Source organism: Pseudomonas migulae (assembly GCF_043225285.1).
GTDB classification, from domain to species: domain Bacteria; phylum Pseudomonadota; class Gammaproteobacteria; order Pseudomonadales; family Pseudomonadaceae; genus Aquipseudomonas; species Aquipseudomonas migulae_C.
The window spans coordinates 5,055,953-5,071,802 of the sequence record NZ_CP171224.1; the positions used below are offsets into that span (position 1 = coordinate 5,055,953).

Sequence of the window (15,850 nt, forward strand, 5' to 3'; positions counted from 1 at the left end):
GGGTAAGAGGCCGGCCCCATCAACCACGTGGCTGATGGGGCGAGGACTCAGTTGGAGATCACCGCTACCGAGCGGGTGGTGCCTTGGGACGAGGTGATGGTGGCGGTCGGGTTCGCCGACGGAACCACCGTAGTGGTGTTGTTCACCGTCAGCCGCCAGCGACCGGTCACCGGCACCGTGGTGGTGCCCAGGGTTTGCAGCCCGGTCGGGGTGGAAACCTGAACGGTGATGGTGTTGCCGGTGGTCACCGACGAGGTGCCTGCGAAGTCCCAGGTGAAGCGGTTGTTGGAACGCGCCGAGACCGTTGCCGTCGTGACCGCGAAGGTTTCTGCCGGTGGCCGTGGCGAGACTTGCACCGTGACCGTGGCTGGCGACGCCGATACCGCACCGAAGTTGTCCCGGACGAAGTAGGTGAAGGTCGTGGTGAACGCCGTGGTCACGGTGGCCGGTGGGGTGTAGGTGAGCACGGTGCCGTTACTGCTGACGCTGCCGCGGTTTGTCGGTGGTTGGGAGAAGCTGGCGATAGCGAGCGGCAAGTTGCCTTCCGGATCGGTGTCGTTGGCCAGCACGCTGATCGGCACCGCTACGCCCAGGGTTGCGACGCTGTCAGCGACGGCCGTTGGAGCCTGGTTAGGCGCTACGGTAATGGTCACTGTCGCCGGGGTGACCGAAGCCAGGCCTTTGATGTCTTGAGCCTTGTAGGTGAAGGTCGCGGTCAGTGGCGCATTGACCACGGCCGGTGGGGTGTAGACCACCGCTGTGGTGCCGCTCAATGCCACAGTGCCCTGGCCTGGAGCTGGTGGGGTCAGCGCGGTGATGCTCAGCGGCACGTTGCCGTCCGGGTCGCTGTCGTTGGCCAGCAGGGAGAGGGTGATCGGCACGCCGAAGCTGGTGCTGGCGTTGTCGGCCACGGCGAGCGGCGCCTGGTTTTCACCGGTGTTCGGTGCCGTACCGACTACGACCACAGGTTCGGTGTCGTTGCCGCCAGCGGCGGATTTGATCGTGACACTGGCCGGTGGCTGTGCCAGATCAGCAACGGTCAAGCGCTGCAAGGTCCCGGTTTTGGTCAGCCGTCCGTAGCCTTGGGCGACCATGTCTGGCACCTGCACTTCATCCGTCGAAGTGGCTTCGATCAGCAGGCTGTGATTGCTCCAGTTGTAGCGTGCGGTCTGGATTTTCACGATGTCGGTGACTTTGCTCGACACTGCCGTTGGCCGGTTGGTGCCACTCGGGTCGGTAGCGGTGACCACCACCACGGGTGGAACGGTGCTGCCGGTCAGGTGCTGGGCAAAGAACTGGCCGGTGTTGTCACCGGTCATGCTGACCAGGCAAGGCGACTGCGGTGGTCCGGGAACCAGCGGCACGGTTTCGCGGAAGCACAGGCTCGAGCCGTTGGTTGACTTGCCGAAGACTTCTACCCGGGTACTGCTGGTGCCAGGACCTGTAGAGGTGCGGCGGTAAGTGGCGCGGCCGATTTCCACCGGGGTCTGCGCACGGCTGTCGAGGATTTTGCCGGACACGGTAAACAGGGTGGTCTGGATGGTCCCGGCCGGGCCCTGGACCCGCAGGAAGTTGTTATTGAACGGGCTGCCGGTGACCGCTTCAGAAAGGTTCGGATCGCCCACGAACCGCTCGATGGCGCCGGTGTCCGGGTTCACTTCGGTGTACGGACCATTGACGCTGCGCAGGAAAGGCCCGACGTCGCCATTGAGCGCACCCGAGAAGTTGCCCGGTGCGCCGATACCGATGTCGCGGGTGATGTTGATCGCCCGACGGCCCGGTGTGGTGACGTTGACCGTTTCCACGCCGTACGGGTGGGTGATGGTGTAGGTACCCGCGACCGGCACGTTCACCCGCAGGCGAATCCGCGCGAAGCTGGCCTGGTCGCCATCGATCGGGTCTTCCGCCGTGAAGGCCGCTTCGATCCCGGCCACGTAGGCATCCACGCCATAGCCGCCGACATCGTTGATGCTGGTCTCGGCGAGAAACCAGAACGCTTCCGGCGGCCAGTTATCCGGGAACACCATCGGCAGGGTGTCGTCGAAGAAGCCCGGTTCCGGGTTCAGGATGCACATGTAGGACGGCGCGCCAGGCGCACTGGGTACCCGCGAGCTGGTCGCCCGCGACTGGCACAGTTCCAGCGACAGCAGATCGCTGTCCTGATACCACATGGGGAATTTCCCCGTGGCGAAGGTGTAGGGGCCGGTATCGACGGCAGAGAGTTGCGCGAACGCACTGCCGGACAACGAGAGAGTCAGCCCGAGCGCGTTGAGCGCGAAGCGTGGCCACTTGTTCATGATGCCTCCTGATGCGGATCTGGGCATGAGAGCGTTCATTGCACGATGACCACTTCTTCGGTATCGGTGCCGCCATTGGATGACGTCACCCGAACCTTGGCCGGTGGAATCGGCGAGATGCCGGTCGACAGCGATTTCTCTGCGCCGTTGCCACTGAGGGCGCCGATGGCGACACCCGTGCCGGAGGTGACGGTGAGTATCGGTGGCGATGTTTCATCGCTGGTCGACGCCACGACTGTGATCTGCCCGCTGTTCAGGCTGTACTCGGCCCGTGAGATCACCACCAGGTCGGTCAGCGGCATGGTCAGGGAGGTCGGTGTGCTGGTGGGGATGGCCAGGTGGTTATCGGCTGTCACCAGCAAGCTGCTCGGCAACGTCGGGTTGGTGGCCGATTGGGCGTACCAGTGGCCGGTGGTGTCGGCTTCGGTCATGTTCAGCACCGGGCTGTTGCTGTCCACGGTCACGGTGGCCGGTGGCGGCGGGGCCAGGACAAACACATCCTGCTGGGCCACCGGCGCGCTGCTGCCCGCCTTGCGCGAATAGGTGCTGCGTTCGGCGATGATCGGAGTGGGGCGGGCCACCGTCGACAACCGGCCGGAAATGGCCATCACCGTCGTGCGCAAGTCCAGCCCGTTAGGCCCTTCGATGCGGATGTAGTTGGTGTTGAAAGGACTACCGGTGAACGCCTCTTCGATGTTCGGATCGCCGACGAATTTGTCGGCGGAACCGGTGACCGGGTTCGTCTCGGTGTAGGGCCCGTTGACGCTGCGCAGGAACGGGCCGATGTCAGACTTGAGTGCGCCGTCGTAGGTTTTCGGCGTGCCGATGCCGATGTCGCGGGTCATGTTGATCGCGCGGCGCCCGGGGGTGTCGACGTTGAAGACGTCGACGCCGTAGGGGTGGGTGATGACATAGGTGCCCGCCGTGGGCACGTCGACCCGAATGCGGATCCGGCCGAAACTGACCTGGTCGCCTTCCACCGGATCTTCAGCGGCGAAGGCGGCTTCGACGGCGCTGACGTAGGTCAGGTCGATGCCCCGGGCCGCGTCGACGATGGAGCCGTCGCCGGTGAACCAGAACGCTTCATCGGGGAAGTTGGTCGGGAAAACGATGGGTTGGGTGTCATCGAAAACCCCGGGCGTGGGATTCAACAGGCACATGTAAGCCGGCGCACCGGGTGCGCCGGCAACCCTGGAACTGACTGCCTTCGACAGGCAAAGATCAAGGGTCCGACCATGGGAGTCCTGATACCAGGAAGCAAAGTTTCCGTTGGCGGGAACATAGGGGCCGGGGTCGACAGCAAACAGCGCAGCCTGGGCGACGCCTTGAGCCAGAGCGGACACGACCAGAGCGATCGCGGTTTTGGACAGTAAAGGGTGCATGAGTATTCCCTCTATCAGAGACCTGCCCCGTGGGGATGGGTCAGTTGAGGACGCTTCGGCAACTTCCATACCAATCACGGAAAAACTCCGGCAGAGGCCCGGCGCTGCGGCGTGTCACGCATTTACGGAGGTCTCGACCGCGAACCGGCCAACGGGCAACTGTCCCCAGCATTGGGGGTAGGTGGGGGCAATGGGGAGGGGGGATGTCTACGGGGGACACCGATCAACTGTAGGAGCCAGCTTGCTGGCGATGGACGTCAACGATGACGCGGGTTGTCTGGATGAACGCGGTGCCTGGGCGTTTTTCGCGAGCAGGGCTCGCTCCCACAGGGGATCGGGTTCACACGGTCAAAAATTGTAGGAGCCAGCTTGCTGGCGATGGACGTCAACGATGACACGGGTTGTCTGGATGAACGCGGTGCCTGGGCGTTTTTCGCCAGCAAGCCGGCTCCTACAGGGATCGGGTTCACACGGTCAAAACTGTAGGAGCCAGCTTGCTGGCGATGGACGTCAACGATGACGCGGGTTGTCTGGATGAACGCGGTGCCTGGGCGTTTTTCGCGAGCAGGGCTCGCTCCCACACGGGGATCGGGTTCACACGGTCAAAACTGTAGGAGCCAGCTTGCTGGCGATGGACGTCAACGATGACGCGGGTTGTCTGGATGAACGCGGTGCCTGGGCGTTTTTCGCGAGCAGGGCTCGCTCCCACACGGGGATCGGGTTCACACGGTCAAAACTGTAGGAGCCAGCTTGCTGGCGATGGACGTCAACGATGACGCGGATTGTCTGGATGAACGCGGTGCCTGGGCGTTTTTCGCGAGCAGGGCTCGCTCCCACACGGGGATCGGGTTCACACGGTCAAAAATTGTAGGAGCCAGCTTGCTGGCGATGGACGTCAACGTTGACGCGGGCTGTCTGGATGAACGCGGTGCCTGGGCGTTTTTCGCGAGCAGGGCTCGCTCCCACACGGGGATCGGGTTCACACGGTTGAAATTGTAGGAGCCGGCTTGCTGGCGATGGACGTCAACGATGACGCGGGTTGTCTGGATGAACGCGGTGCCTGGGCGTTTTTCGCCGGCAAGCCGGCTCCTACAAGGGATTGGGTTCACACGGTCAAAACTGTAGGAGCCAGCTTGCTGGCGATGGACGTCAACGATGACGCGGGTTGTCTGGATGAACGCGGTGCCTGGGCGTTTTTCGCCGGTAAGGGATTGGGTTCACACGGTTGAAATTGTAGGAGCCAGCTTGCTGGCGATGGACGTCAACGATAACGCTGACTGTCTGAATCAACGCAGTGTCTGGGCGTTTTTCGCCGGCAAGCCGGCTCCTACGGTTTGATCGGGGCATCAGCGGAAACGACATGGCATTCAATTCCGCGGGGCGATCAAGGGTGGGGAAAAAGTGGGGACCCAAGGTCGGGCAAACCACCATGAGTGGGCTATAACCAATGGGGGGAATCGCCGAGAAGTAGCCCATGAACATGCCGACACAAACACTCCAGTCCGAGGAGGGCGACATCCGCCTGAGCTCGCGCAAGCAGCCATTCAACCTGCTGCGCTGGTTTTCGCTCATCAGCATGGCGGTGATCGGCACCGTGGCCGTGGCACTGGGCGCCGTGTCCACGCGATTCGTGATCACCGAGAGCGTGCAGCGCGACGCCTTGCTCACCTCGCAGTTCATCCAGGCGATCGCCTCGGCCGAAGTGCGCCACGTCTCCATACCCAATGTACGCACCATGGGCGAACTGCTGGACCCACGCCAGGACCGCAACTTTCCCGACGTCGACCCGCTGGCACGCGCCAATGCCCGGGGTGAATTCCTCGACCACATCGAACACTTGCCCGACGTGATCCTGGCCAACATCTACGCCCCCGACCGCATGGTGATCTGGTCAACCAACCCGGCCCTGATGGGCACCACCATCGAAGCCGACGAAGACCTCGACCACGCTTTCGAATTCAAGACCCCGGTGTCCGCCAGCTACCACGACGTGGACGAGGCGCGCATGGAGCAGAAGTTTGTCACGCCGCCGGAATACATCTTCATTGAAAACTACATCCCGCTGTTCGATGCCGAAGGCAAGAACGTCACGGCAATGGTCGAGATCTACAAGGAACCCAAGGACCTGATCGAACGCATGGAACGCGGTCTGGTGCTGATCTGGCTGGCCACCGCCATGGGCGGCGGCCTGATCTATCTGGGGCTGTACTGGATCGTGCGGCGGGCGGCGATTCTGCTCGCGGTGCAACAAAAACAACTGATCACCAACGAAACCTTTGTCGCCCTGGGCGAGATGTCGTCGGCGGTGGCCCACAGCTTGCGTAACCCGCTGGCGACCATTCGTTCCAGCGCTGAACTGGCGCTGGAATTCGACAGCGGCCCGGCGCACAAAAACATCTCCGACATCATTGGCCAGGTTGATCGCATGTCGAAGTGGGTCAGGGAATTGCTGCAGTCCCTGCGCCCGCTGAACGACGAACCTGAACCGGTGAACCTGGTGGCAGCGTTGCATGACAGCCTGCTGGCGTTCGAACAGCAGATCGCCAAGGCGGGGGTCAGCGTGGTGTTCGAGCCCCAGGAAACGCCGATGGTCCTGAGTCAGCAAATGCAGTTATCGCAGATCCTCAACAGCCTGCTGGCCAATGCGCTGGAGGCCATGGACAGAGGCGGCACACTGACCATCACCCTGGAACCGAGCGGCCCCCGAGGCGTCAGTGTGGTCATCAGCGATACGGGCAAAGGCATGAACGAGGAACAACGCAGCATGGCCTTCCGGCCGTTCTTCACCACCAAGCAAGGCGGGCTCGGTGTCGGGCTGGTGCTGGTCAAGCGGATCATGGAACGCTGTGGCGGCCATGTGAGCCTGGAAAGCCGGGAGGGCGAGGGCACTTGCGTCCGTCTGTCGTTCAAGCGGCTTCCCTGAAAACGGGGGTGAACTTTGCCCGTTAGCGGGTGTCATTCCCCAGTCTTTTTTTCGGGTATGGCACATTGATGTTGATAAGCCATTGTTTTTTTGGTGATTAATACTTTTGTATAAAGTTGTTACAAATCTGGCGAGTTCCTTGCAAAACCCCCATCACCCCCTTCATGACTTCGAGGCGGCTGGTGATGGACAGAAAAGCGCGGCACCCCTTCAAATGGTTTGGCCTCCTGACGCCGCTGAGCGTCCTTCTGACAATGACGCTGGGCACAGCGACACTCCGCGCCAGCCCCATCGATGATGAGCGACAGCCCGAACCGACCGACCCTTCAGCGTACTACGACGAACCGGCTGACGAAGCCGCGGCGCTGAGCGCCATCCTGACCATGCCCGAGGCCAACGAAGACTCCTTCGATTTGCCTGATGGCGTCAAAGGTACGCGCGATACAACGCGGGTCGAAAACAAGCTGCCACCGGCGCAGCAGACCAGTTTCAATTACCCCACCAATGGCAAGCCGAGCCCGTTGTTCGGCGCTCTGCCGTTCACCCAGCAGATGGTGCTGTTCGAGGAGTTCGGACCGGAAAAACTCGACCCCACCACCCCGGCGGCACCATTGCCGTTTCCACCGGCGGCCATCGGCCCGCTGCCGCAACAGGACCCCACCAGCGCGGCGCGCAGCGCGCCACCGAGCGTGGCCCTCGATACTTTCCTGCGCCAACCGGGGCTGACGCCGTTCCCCAGCCAGTACTCCAACGTGGTGGACCGCAACCCGTGGCAGGCGCAGATCGAATATTTCCTCAATCGCCACATTGGCTCGTCCGCTGAAGGCCGGCCGCCAGGAAAGGGCTGGTCGCATCAGCGCTGGAACGAGTTCTACCCGCAACTGGCCTACAAGACCGTGCAGACCGGTGCGCGAGTCAACGGCGGTTTGCGCGATGACCGGCAAATGCACCACTACGCCGTAGGCGAGTTCGGCCCCGGCGGTCTCTACCACAACGTCGCGGGTGTGCCGGCAACGGACGGTACGGCCAAGGGCGTCGATGCGCGTTTCCACCCGAACATGCCGGTGCAGAACCACAACTCGGTGTGGACCTTCGACGGCACTTTGCCGCCCAAATTGTTGATGGTGCGTTACGGTCAGCCGGTGTTGATGCGTCATTACAACGGCTTGCCGATCGATCCGTCCGCCAACATGGGCTTCGGTCTGCACACCATCAGCACCCACGAACACAACGGTCACGCACCGGCGGAAAGCGATGGCTATGCCAACGCGTTTTTCTTCCCGGGGCAGTACTACGACTATCGCTGGCCGATCCAGCTCGCCGGTTACGACAGCATCAACACCAAGGCTGAAGATCCACGAGCTGCGTTCCCCTGCTCGCCGGGCGAAACCCTGTGGACCAACGACATGAGCCCCAGTCTCAAGACCTGCGACCACGGCACGATCAAGATCCGTGGCGACTGGCGCGAGACCATGAGCACCCACTGGTTCCACGACCACATGCTCGATTTCACCGCGCAGAACGTCTACAAGGGCAACGCGGCGATGATGAACTACTACAGCGCCCTGGACCGCGGCAACGAATCGGTGAACGACGGCGTCAACCTGCGTTTCCCCAGCGGCAGCGCCTTGCCGTGGGGCAACCGCGACTACGACGTCAACCTGGTGTTCGCCGACAAGGCCTGGGATGCCAATGGTCAGTTGTGGTTCAACCCGTTCAACACCGACGGCTTCCTCGGTGACCAGGTGCTGGTCAACTGGCAATGGAAACCGACCCTCGATGTGCGGGCCCGCAGCTATCGGTTCCGCATGCTCAACGGCTCGGTGTCGCGGTACTACAAACTGGCGCTGGTGCGGGAAATCAAGGGCAGCAGCGGCGAGTTCCAGGGGCCGAAAGGCTCGGGCGTTTCTTATGCCCGGGTGCCGTTCCACATGATTGCCAACGACGGCAACATCATGGAACACAGCGTGCCGTTCGACGGCACCATGGACCTCGACGCCGACGGCGACAAGCAGAACCACAACGCGATCCTGCCTACTCAGGGCATTGCCGAGCGGTTCGACATCATCGTCAATTTCGCCAAAAGCGGGATCAAGCCGGGGGACAAGGTTTTCTTCGTCAACCTGCTGGCTCACGACGATGGCAAAGGCCCGAAAGAACCGATCTCCCTGGCCGACGTGCTGTCCGAGAAATACCTGGCGGTGATCAAGCAAACGAGCAAAGGCCCGCAGTGGGACCGGGGTGATCCGGCCGTGGGCAAGGTGTTGCAACTCAACGTCAAGGCCTACACCGGTCAGGACCTGGCCATGGACCCGGCCGCGTATGAACCGGCGAAACCGGGCAAGGCTGAAGGCCTGGTGATGATTCCGCTGAAAATCCACCGCGACAATGCGGCCGACAAGGTCCTGCTGTCCCAGGCCCGTCACCGCACCTTCACGTTCGGCCGTTCCGACGGCACCGATGAAGCACCGTGGACGGTCAAGACCGATGGTGGCTTCGGTTTCCACATGGACCCTCGGCGCCTGAATTCGGCGACCCAGTTGAAAACCGGCCCGACCGATGCCGGCGTCAGTGGCTTCGGCACCCTGGAAGTCTGGAACATCAAGGCCGGCGGCAAGGGCTGGAGCCATCCGGTGCACGTGCACTTCGAGGAGGGGATCATCCTCAGTCGCGGCGGCAAGGCACCACCGGAATGGGAAAAATGGGCACGCAAGGACGTGTATCGCATCGGTTCGGAAAACGATGGCCTGGACAGCGTCGAGATGGCGATCAACTTCCGCGAATTCGCCGGGACCTACATGGAGCACTGTCACAACACTCAGCATGAGGACAACTCGATGCTGCTGCGCTGGGACATTGAAAAACCCGGGCAATTCCAGTTGATGCCGACACCGTTGCCGAGTTGGGATGGCGTGCGTTACGTCAATTCCGCCGCGCTGCCGACCTTCCGCAATGGCGATGGCTTTGGCCCGCAAGTTAAGGTGCAAAGATGATCCGCCGGGGAGCCGACAAGCCACCGCATACGCCGCGCTCCCGCGCCCTGAGCATGCACCTGATTCTGCTACTGGTGACGTTTCTGCTGGTCAGTCAGGTGCTGCTCGCCCATGAGGGCGCGCTTGAAACTGCCGTGCCGCCGACCGAGTCGGCGACACCCTGGGGCGGCGATTATTTCCCCAACACCCTGCTGACCGACCAGGACGGTCGGCAGGTGCATTTTTTTGATGACCTGATCAAAGACAAGGTGGTGGTGATCAACTTCATCTTCACCTCGTGCAGCGATTCCTGTCCGCTGGAAACCGCGCGCCTGCGTCAGGTGCAAAAGCTGCTTGGCGACCGGGTGGGAAAAGACATCTTTTTCTACTCGATCAGCATCGATCCCTTGAGCGATACCCCCGAAGTGCTCAAGACCTATGCCCAACGGTTCAAGGTCGGGCCGGGCTGGCAGTTTCTCACCGGGGAATTCGACGCCGTCACCGACCTGCGCAAAAAACTCGGGCTGTTCATCGAGGGCGTCGATAACGGCCGCAACAAGGACCACAACCTGAGCCTGATCGTCGGCAACCAGGGCACGGGGCGCTGGATGAAAGCTTCGCCGTTCGAAAACCCGTGGATCCTCGCCGATCAATTGGCCAACACCTTGCAGAACTGGAAGCACGCCAGTGCCGAAGAAAGCTACGCCAATGCGCCGGAAATCCGCCCGCCGAGCAACGGCGAAGAATTGTTCCGTACCCGCTGCGCGTCGTGCCATAGCCTTGGCCCGCAAGACGGGCAAGGCATCGGCATGCGCAGCATCGGCCCGGACCTGATCGGCGTGACCCGCCAGCGCAATCCGGCGTGGCTCAATCGCTGGATCCGCGAACCGGATCGCATGCTGGCCGAAAAGGACCCGATTGCCCTGGAACTGTTTCAGCGCTTTGACAGAGTACCGATGCCCAACCTGCGGCTGGACGAAAAATCCGCGCAGTCCATCGTCGAATTCCTGCAGGAGGAAACCGATCGTCAGCAACCCTTGCAAGCCGCGCAGGTGCCGTAGCGGCTAATTACAATCATTGAGCCATCGGGCTTGAACAATGCCACCTACACTGATCCGAAACTCCACTGAAAGGCTCCATGCCGGAACCCGGGAAGCCACCATGCAGATACTGGAACAACCAAAAGTACCTGCGCCGTCGAACACGCTGGCGGGGGATAGCTCGGGCTGGCGTGGCCGTTTCAACCTGCTGCGCTGGTTTTCCCTGGGCAGCTTTCTGATCATCGCCGGCGTCGCGCTGGCGCTGGGTTACATTTCAACGCGTTTCGTGGTCGAAGAGAGCATCGAGCGTGATTCGATGCTGACCGCGCAATTCGTCCAGGCCATCGGCGATGCTGAAATCCGCCACGCGTCGATCACCCCGAAAAGAACCATGGGCGAAATGCTCGACCCGCGCCAGGATCACGCCTATCCCGACGTCACCCCGGAAGCCCGGGCCGCTTCGCGCACCGAGTTTCTCGATCACGTGGACCATCTGCCGGACCTGCTGTTGGCCACGGTGTACGCCCAAGATCGCACCGTAGTCTGGTCGACCAACCCTGAACTGATCGGCGTGCGCATCGAAGACGACGAGGAACTGGACGAATCCTTCGAAATGAAGGAGCTGGTGTCCACCAGTTACCACGAGATCGATGAAGAACGCCCCGAACAACGGCTGCTGCGGGAACCTGAATACCTGTTCATTGAGAACTACATCCCGATGTTCAATGCCGACAAAAGCAAAGTGATCGCCATGGTCGAAATCTACAAGGAGCCGGCGGACCTGGTGGAGCGTATCCAGCGCGGCTTCAAGGCCATCTGGTTCGCGACGTTGCTGGGTGGCGCGGCCATTTACCTGGCGCTGTTCTGGATTGTGCGGCGGGCGGCCAAGCTGCTGGAGAGCCAGCAAAAACAGCTGATCGCCAACGAAACCTTCGTGGCGCTGGGGGAGATGTCCTCGGCCGTGGCCCACAGCTTGCGCAACCCGCTGGCGAACATCCGCTCCAGTGCCGAAATGGCCCAGGAAATCGCCAGCCAGAGCGCGCAGAAAAACATCGGCGACATCATCAATCAGGTCGATCGCATGTCGCGTTGGGTTCGAGAGTTGCTGGTGTCGTTGCGGCCAGTGAATGACGACTACGAAGCGGTGGACCTGATGCTGGCCATCGACGACACCCTGAGCGCTTTCGATGCGCTGATCAGGCGCTCCAACGTTGAAGTCCGCTTCACGCCACAGGTCTGCCCACCGGTCGTCAGCCAACAGGTGCTCCTCACGCAAATTCTCAATAGCCTGTTCGCCAACGCCCTGGAAGCGATGCCCAAGGGCGGCGAATTGAGCATACAGGTCGAGTCGCCGCGCCCCGGGCACGTGCGCATGACCTTGAGCGATACCGGCAAGGGCATGACCAAACAGCAGCAACAAATGGTCTTCAAGCCGTTTTTCACCACCAAACAAGGCGGGTTGGGCGTCGGCCTGGCCCTGGTCAAACGAATAATGGAGCGCTTCGAGGGCTCGGTCGAACTGACCAGTCAGGAGCAGGAAGGAACCCGCGTCAGTCTCAACTTTAAAGTGGCAACGGGAGGGGAATATGGAGCACAGCATTCTGCTGGTCGAGGATGACGAACTCCTCGCCGAGAACATTCAGACCTACCTTGAACGCAAAGACTTCGAGGTGACGGTCTGCCACTCGGCTGAAGAGGCGCTGGAGCAAATGAGCACGTTTGCCCCGGATGTGGTGCTGACCGACAACTCGCTGCCGGGCATGAGCGGTCACGATCTGATCCAGAAGCTGCGCATCAGCGCGCCGGATCTGAAAGTGATCATGATGACCGGTTACGGCAATGTCGAAGACGCCGTGGTGGCGATGAAAGAAGGGGCGTTCCATTACGTCACCAAGCCGGTGGCGCTGCCGGAACTCAAGTTGTTGCTGGACAAGGCCCTGGCCACCGACCGGATGGAGCGCACCTTGTCGTTCTACCAGGAACGCGAAGCGCAAAAGTCAGGCGTCCAGGCCCTGATCGGCGAATCAGGCCCCATGCACTACCTGAAAAACACCATCGGGCAGTTGCTCGACGCCGAGCGCCGAATGGCCAACGCCGATCTGCCGCCCGTGCTGGTGGAAGGCGAGACCGGCACCGGCAAGGAACTGGTGGCCCGGGCGCTGCACTTTGACGGTCCGCGCAGCAAGGGCCCGTTCATTGAATTCAACTGCGCGTCGATTCCGTCCAACCTCGTGGAATCGGAGCTGTTCGGCCATGAGAAGGGCGCCTTCACCGATGCCAAGGACCGCCGCGTCGGCCTGGTGGAAGCGGCGGATGGCGGCACGCTGTTTCTCGATGAAGTAGGGGAAATGGACCTGCTGCTGCAAGCCAAGCTGCTGAAGCTGCTGGAAGACCGGACGATTCGCCGGGTCGGTTCGGTGAAGGAGCGCAAGGTCGACCTGCGGGTGATCAGCGCCACCAATTGCAACCTCGAACAGATGGTCCAGCAAGGCAAGTTCCGCCGCGACCTGTTCTTCCGCCTGCGCATCATCTCGATCAAGGTGCCGCGCCTGTATGCCCGGGGCGAAGACATCCTGTTGCTGGCCCGGCATTTCCTCGCCGTCCACGGCAAGCGCTATGGCAAACCGAACCTGCGTTTCAGCGATCAGGCCGAGGAGCTGATGCTCGGCTACAGTTGGCCGGGCAACGTGCGCGAATTGCGCAACATGCTCGAACAGACCGTGCTGCTGGCTCAGAGCGACATCGTTGCCGCCCACCAGTTGAACGTCTGCATGAGCCTGGTGGATGAGCCGCTGGCGATGCCCGAGATCTCACATCACCATCACCACAGCGAGCCACGCCCGGTCTACAACGGCACAGAGTCGATGAACCTGCCGGAAGTGGAGCGCGACATGGTGCGCAAGATGCTCGACAAGACCGACTGGAACGTCACCAAGTCCGCGCGCCTGCTGGGGTTGAGCCGCGACATGCTGCGTTACCGGATCGAAAAACTCGGCCTCGCGCGCCCGGACAAGCGTCAGTGGTAGACCGGCGTCGCCTGCCCCTGTCGACTGAGACAGGCCAGCAGGCAGGTCGGGTCGACGACTTCTTCGTTGACGTAGACACCGCGCTCCTCGTCGTAGGAACGGATGAACACCCGAACGGTCGCATCCGCGACCGTCGGCAACCGTGAGTCGGAGAACACGTGCTCGCTGGAAATCGGAATGAAATCCAGCGGTGCCGTGGGGATGTACGAGCGTGGCGGCACCGAGCTCAGGGTCGGCGGAACGGGATGGGCGAACGGCTGGTTGTTGCCGTAATAGTTGAACTCGCTGCTGTACTCGGACGGCGGCGTCAGTTCATCGGCGTGAACGGCCGTGGTGGCGGTCAGGCAGAGGGCGAATAACAGCGGCATGGCGGTGTGTTTCATGGCGGCACCTGCGAACTCGGTATACACGCATTTCCCCAAGGCCATTAACTATAGCCGTCGTACGTGTGCGTTGCCGGCTTACAACATTCCAACAAACGCCACATGGGTTTTCATCAAGCGCTGATCTAGACTCGGGCCGGTTTGAATCAACCCGAATTCTGGAGCGTGCAATGGAAATGCCGACAAAAGAAACCGCCATCGCCAGCAATCGTGATGCGTGGAATGACTCTGCCCGACACCACCGGGACAATCCTGAATGGCCGTCATTACTGGAGGCCGTGGCACTGGGCGACTTCAGCTGTATCGACGAGACGTTGCGCGGTGTGCTTGAGCAGGTCGGCGTCGACGGCAAGGACGTGGTGCAACTGGGCTGCAACAATGGCCGCGAAAGTCTTTCGCTGTTTGCGCTGGGGGCCCGCAGCGTTGTCGGTGTCGACCAATCGGCGGCGTTTCTCGAACAGGCCCGGGAGCTGGCAACCCGTTCGCCCCACGCACCTGAATTCATAGAGGCCGACATCCACCGTCTCCCGACCGAGCTACATGCGCGATTCGACGTGGCCCTGATCACCATCGGCGTATTGAACTGGATGCCGGATATCGGCGAATTCTTCCGCCACGTCGCCCGCACCCTCAAGCCCGGTGGCGCGCTGGTGGTGTACGAAACCCACCCGTTCCTGGAAATGGTCGACCCCGAGTCAGACGATCCTTATCGCCTGGCGACCTCCTACTTTCGCAAAGAACCGTTCGTGCAGGACCAGCCGATCGTCTACGAAGGCAAGATCGAACAGCCGGCGGCGACGTCCTACTGGTTCGTCCACACCCTCGGCGAGATATTCACCGGCGCCATTGAAGCGGGGCTGCAGATCAGCCATTTCAAGGAGTATCCGCATTCCAATCGTGAAGAGCTCTATGACCGTTACCAGCAACGGGAGGCGCAGTTGCCGTTGTGTTTTACGTGGGTGGGGGTGAAGCGCGGCCAGTAAAATGAGTTGCCTCCTTCGCGAGCAGGCTCGCTCCCACACTTGATCTGTGCCATTGGGAGATCCAATGTAGGAGCGAGCCTGCTCGCGAAGGGCCCTGGCATTCAGCGCAAAATTGAGATCTGCCCCAACCCGGCAGCTATCCTTTGCCCCATATCCCCTCAAACAGGTCCCCCCATGCTTTCGGTCCAAGGCGTCTTCAAAAGCTACGCCACTCCGCAAGGTCCGCTGCCGGTGTTGCAAGGTGTCGACCTGACGCTGAAACCCGGCAGCAGCCTGGCGCTGATGGGCGAGTCGGGCAGCGGCAAAAGCACGTTGCTGCACCTGATCGCCGGGCTGGACAAGGTCGATCGCGGCAGTATCCGCAGTGGCGAGCATCAGCTTGAACGGATGAGTGAAGGGCAACTGGCGAACTGGCGGCGCACCGAAATCGGCCTGGTGTTCCAGCAGTTCAACCTGATCGGCAGTTTGCGCGTGGAGGACAATCTGGCGTTCCAGGCGCGGCTGGCGGGACGGCACGATGCGCGCTGGCAGGCGCATCTGGTCAAGCGGTTGGGGTTGGGAGATGTGCTGCGGCGTTATCCGGAGCAACTGTCCGGCGGCCAACAGCAGCGGGTCGCATTGGGTCGGGCGCTGGCCTCGCAACCCAAACTGCTGCTGGCCGACGAACCCACCGGCAGCCTCGATGAAGCCACCAGCGATGAAGTGTTGAAGTTGTTGCTGGAACTGCTCGACGACAGTCCGACCACGTTGTTGATGGTCACCCACAGCCCGCGAGTGGCGGCGCGGCTGGCGGAGAAAGTGGTGCTGCAGCGCGGTCGTCTGGCTGACGCGGACGAGCGCTGAG

11 protein-coding genes are annotated in these 15,850 nt (G+C 61.7%); 8 read left to right on the forward strand and 3 right to left on the reverse strand.

The window, feature by feature from the left end; translation table 11 throughout:
• Window positions 1-47: 47 nt before the first annotated feature.
• Together ACF6ZU_RS23195 and ACF6ZU_RS23200 are read right to left on the reverse strand one after the other, a co-directional pair.
• Window positions 48-2,297, reverse strand: a complete 2,250-nt coding sequence (locus tag ACF6ZU_RS23195) for an Ig-like domain-containing protein (protein WP_392887343.1) — start codon at window positions 2,295-2,297, stop codon at window positions 48-50.
• Window positions 2,298-2,332: 35 nt separating this feature from the next.
• Window positions 2,333-3,679 carry a hypothetical protein gene (locus ACF6ZU_RS23200; RefSeq protein WP_392887346.1) on the reverse strand — a complete coding sequence of 449 codons (1,347 nt, stop codon included), beginning with the start codon at window positions 3,677-3,679 and terminating at the stop codon, window positions 2,333-2,335.
• A 1,016-nt stretch (window positions 3,680-4,695) separates the two neighbouring features.
• On the opposite strand from ACF6ZU_RS23200, the gene ACF6ZU_RS23205 reads away from it, so the two are divergent.
• The 6 genes from ACF6ZU_RS23205 to ACF6ZU_RS23230 all read left to right on the forward strand — a co-directional run bounded on the left by ACF6ZU_RS23205 (window position 4,696) and on the right by ACF6ZU_RS23230 (window position 13,640).
• A complete protein-coding gene (locus ACF6ZU_RS23205) occupies window positions 4,696-4,908 on the forward strand; it encodes a hypothetical protein (protein ID WP_392887348.1) in 213 nt (70 codons plus the stop codon).
• Between the two features lie 245 nt (window positions 4,909-5,153).
• Entirely contained in the window at window positions 5,154-6,602 is a 1,449-nt protein-coding gene (locus ACF6ZU_RS23210) for a sensor histidine kinase (RefSeq protein WP_392887349.1), read from the forward strand.
• 185 nt (window positions 6,603-6,787) lie between these two features.
• Window positions 6,788-9,595: a multicopper oxidase domain-containing protein gene (locus ACF6ZU_RS23215; RefSeq protein ID WP_392887351.1), complete on the forward strand. Its 2,808-nt coding sequence runs from the start codon at window positions 6,788-6,790 to the stop codon at window positions 9,593-9,595.
• Window positions 9,592-10,635: an SCO family protein gene (locus ACF6ZU_RS23220; RefSeq protein ID WP_392887353.1), complete on the forward strand. Its 1,044-nt coding sequence runs from the start codon at window positions 9,592-9,594 to the stop codon at window positions 10,633-10,635. The genes ACF6ZU_RS23215 and ACF6ZU_RS23220 overlap by 4 nt, the downstream gene beginning before the upstream one ends.
• A gap of 100 nt (window positions 10,636-10,735) precedes the next feature.
• Window positions 10,736-12,232: a sensor histidine kinase gene (locus ACF6ZU_RS23225; RefSeq protein WP_392887355.1), complete on the forward strand. Its 1,497-nt coding sequence runs from the start codon at window positions 10,736-10,738 to the stop codon at window positions 12,230-12,232.
• Window positions 12,201-13,640: a sigma-54-dependent transcriptional regulator gene (locus ACF6ZU_RS23230; protein ID WP_392887356.1), complete on the forward strand. Its 1,440-nt coding sequence runs from the start codon at window positions 12,201-12,203 to the stop codon at window positions 13,638-13,640. The genes ACF6ZU_RS23225 and ACF6ZU_RS23230 overlap by 32 nt, the downstream gene beginning before the upstream one ends.
• Here the strand turns inward: ACF6ZU_RS23230 and ACF6ZU_RS23235 are convergent.
• On the reverse strand, window positions 13,631-14,023 hold the full coding sequence (locus ACF6ZU_RS23235; RefSeq protein ID WP_392887358.1) for a hypothetical protein: 393 nt from the start codon (window positions 14,021-14,023) through the stop codon (window positions 13,631-13,633). The genes ACF6ZU_RS23230 and ACF6ZU_RS23235 overlap by 10 nt on opposite strands.
• 170 nt (window positions 14,024-14,193) lie before the next feature.
• Here ACF6ZU_RS23235 and ACF6ZU_RS23240 point away from each other — a divergent pair, with 170 nt between their 5' ends.
• Window positions 14,194-15,006 (forward strand): class I SAM-dependent methyltransferase, encoded by an 813-nt coding sequence (locus ACF6ZU_RS23240; RefSeq protein ID WP_392887361.1) that lies wholly within the window; start codon window positions 14,194-14,196, stop codon window positions 15,004-15,006.
• A 174-nt stretch (window positions 15,007-15,180) separates the two neighbouring features.
• Window positions 15,181-15,849, forward strand: coding sequence for an ABC transporter ATP-binding protein (locus ACF6ZU_RS23245; protein ID WP_392887364.1), 669 nt, complete (start codon window positions 15,181-15,183; stop codon window positions 15,847-15,849).
• Window position 15,850: the final 1 nt, after the last annotated feature.

Bases quoted from the DNA above. Each gene is read 5' to 3' on its own strand.
- ACF6ZU_RS23225 (WP_392887355.1), top strand. From the start codon at position 10,736: ATGCAGATACTGGAACAACCAAAAGTACCTGCGCCGTCGAACACGCTG.
- ACF6ZU_RS23230 (WP_392887356.1), top strand. From the start codon at position 12,201: ATGGAGCACAGCATTCTGCTGGTCGAGGATGACGAACTCCTCGCCGAG.
- ACF6ZU_RS23195 (WP_392887343.1), bottom strand. From the start codon at position 2,297: ATGAACAAGTGGCCACGCTTCGCGCTCAACGCGCTCGGGCTGACTCTC.
- ACF6ZU_RS23235 (WP_392887358.1), bottom strand. From the start codon at position 14,023: ATGAAACACACCGCCATGCCGCTGTTATTCGCCCTCTGCCTGACCGCC.
- ACF6ZU_RS23210 (WP_392887349.1), top strand. From the start codon at position 5,154: ATGAACATGCCGACACAAACACTCCAGTCCGAGGAGGGCGACATCCGC.
- ACF6ZU_RS23200 (WP_392887346.1), bottom strand. From the start codon at position 3,679: ATGCACCCTTTACTGTCCAAAACCGCGATCGCTCTGGTCGTGTCCGCT.
- ACF6ZU_RS23205 (WP_392887348.1), top strand. From the start codon at position 4,696: ATGGACGTCAACGATGACGCGGGTTGTCTGGATGAACGCGGTGCCTGG.
- ACF6ZU_RS23220 (WP_392887353.1), top strand. From the start codon at position 9,592: ATGATCCGCCGGGGAGCCGACAAGCCACCGCATACGCCGCGCTCCCGC.
- ACF6ZU_RS23215 (WP_392887351.1), top strand. From the start codon at position 6,788: ATGGACAGAAAAGCGCGGCACCCCTTCAAATGGTTTGGCCTCCTGACG.
- ACF6ZU_RS23240 (WP_392887361.1), top strand. From the start codon at position 14,194: ATGGAAATGCCGACAAAAGAAACCGCCATCGCCAGCAATCGTGATGCG.
- ACF6ZU_RS23245 (WP_392887364.1), top strand. From the start codon at position 15,181: ATGCTTTCGGTCCAAGGCGTCTTCAAAAGCTACGCCACTCCGCAAGGT.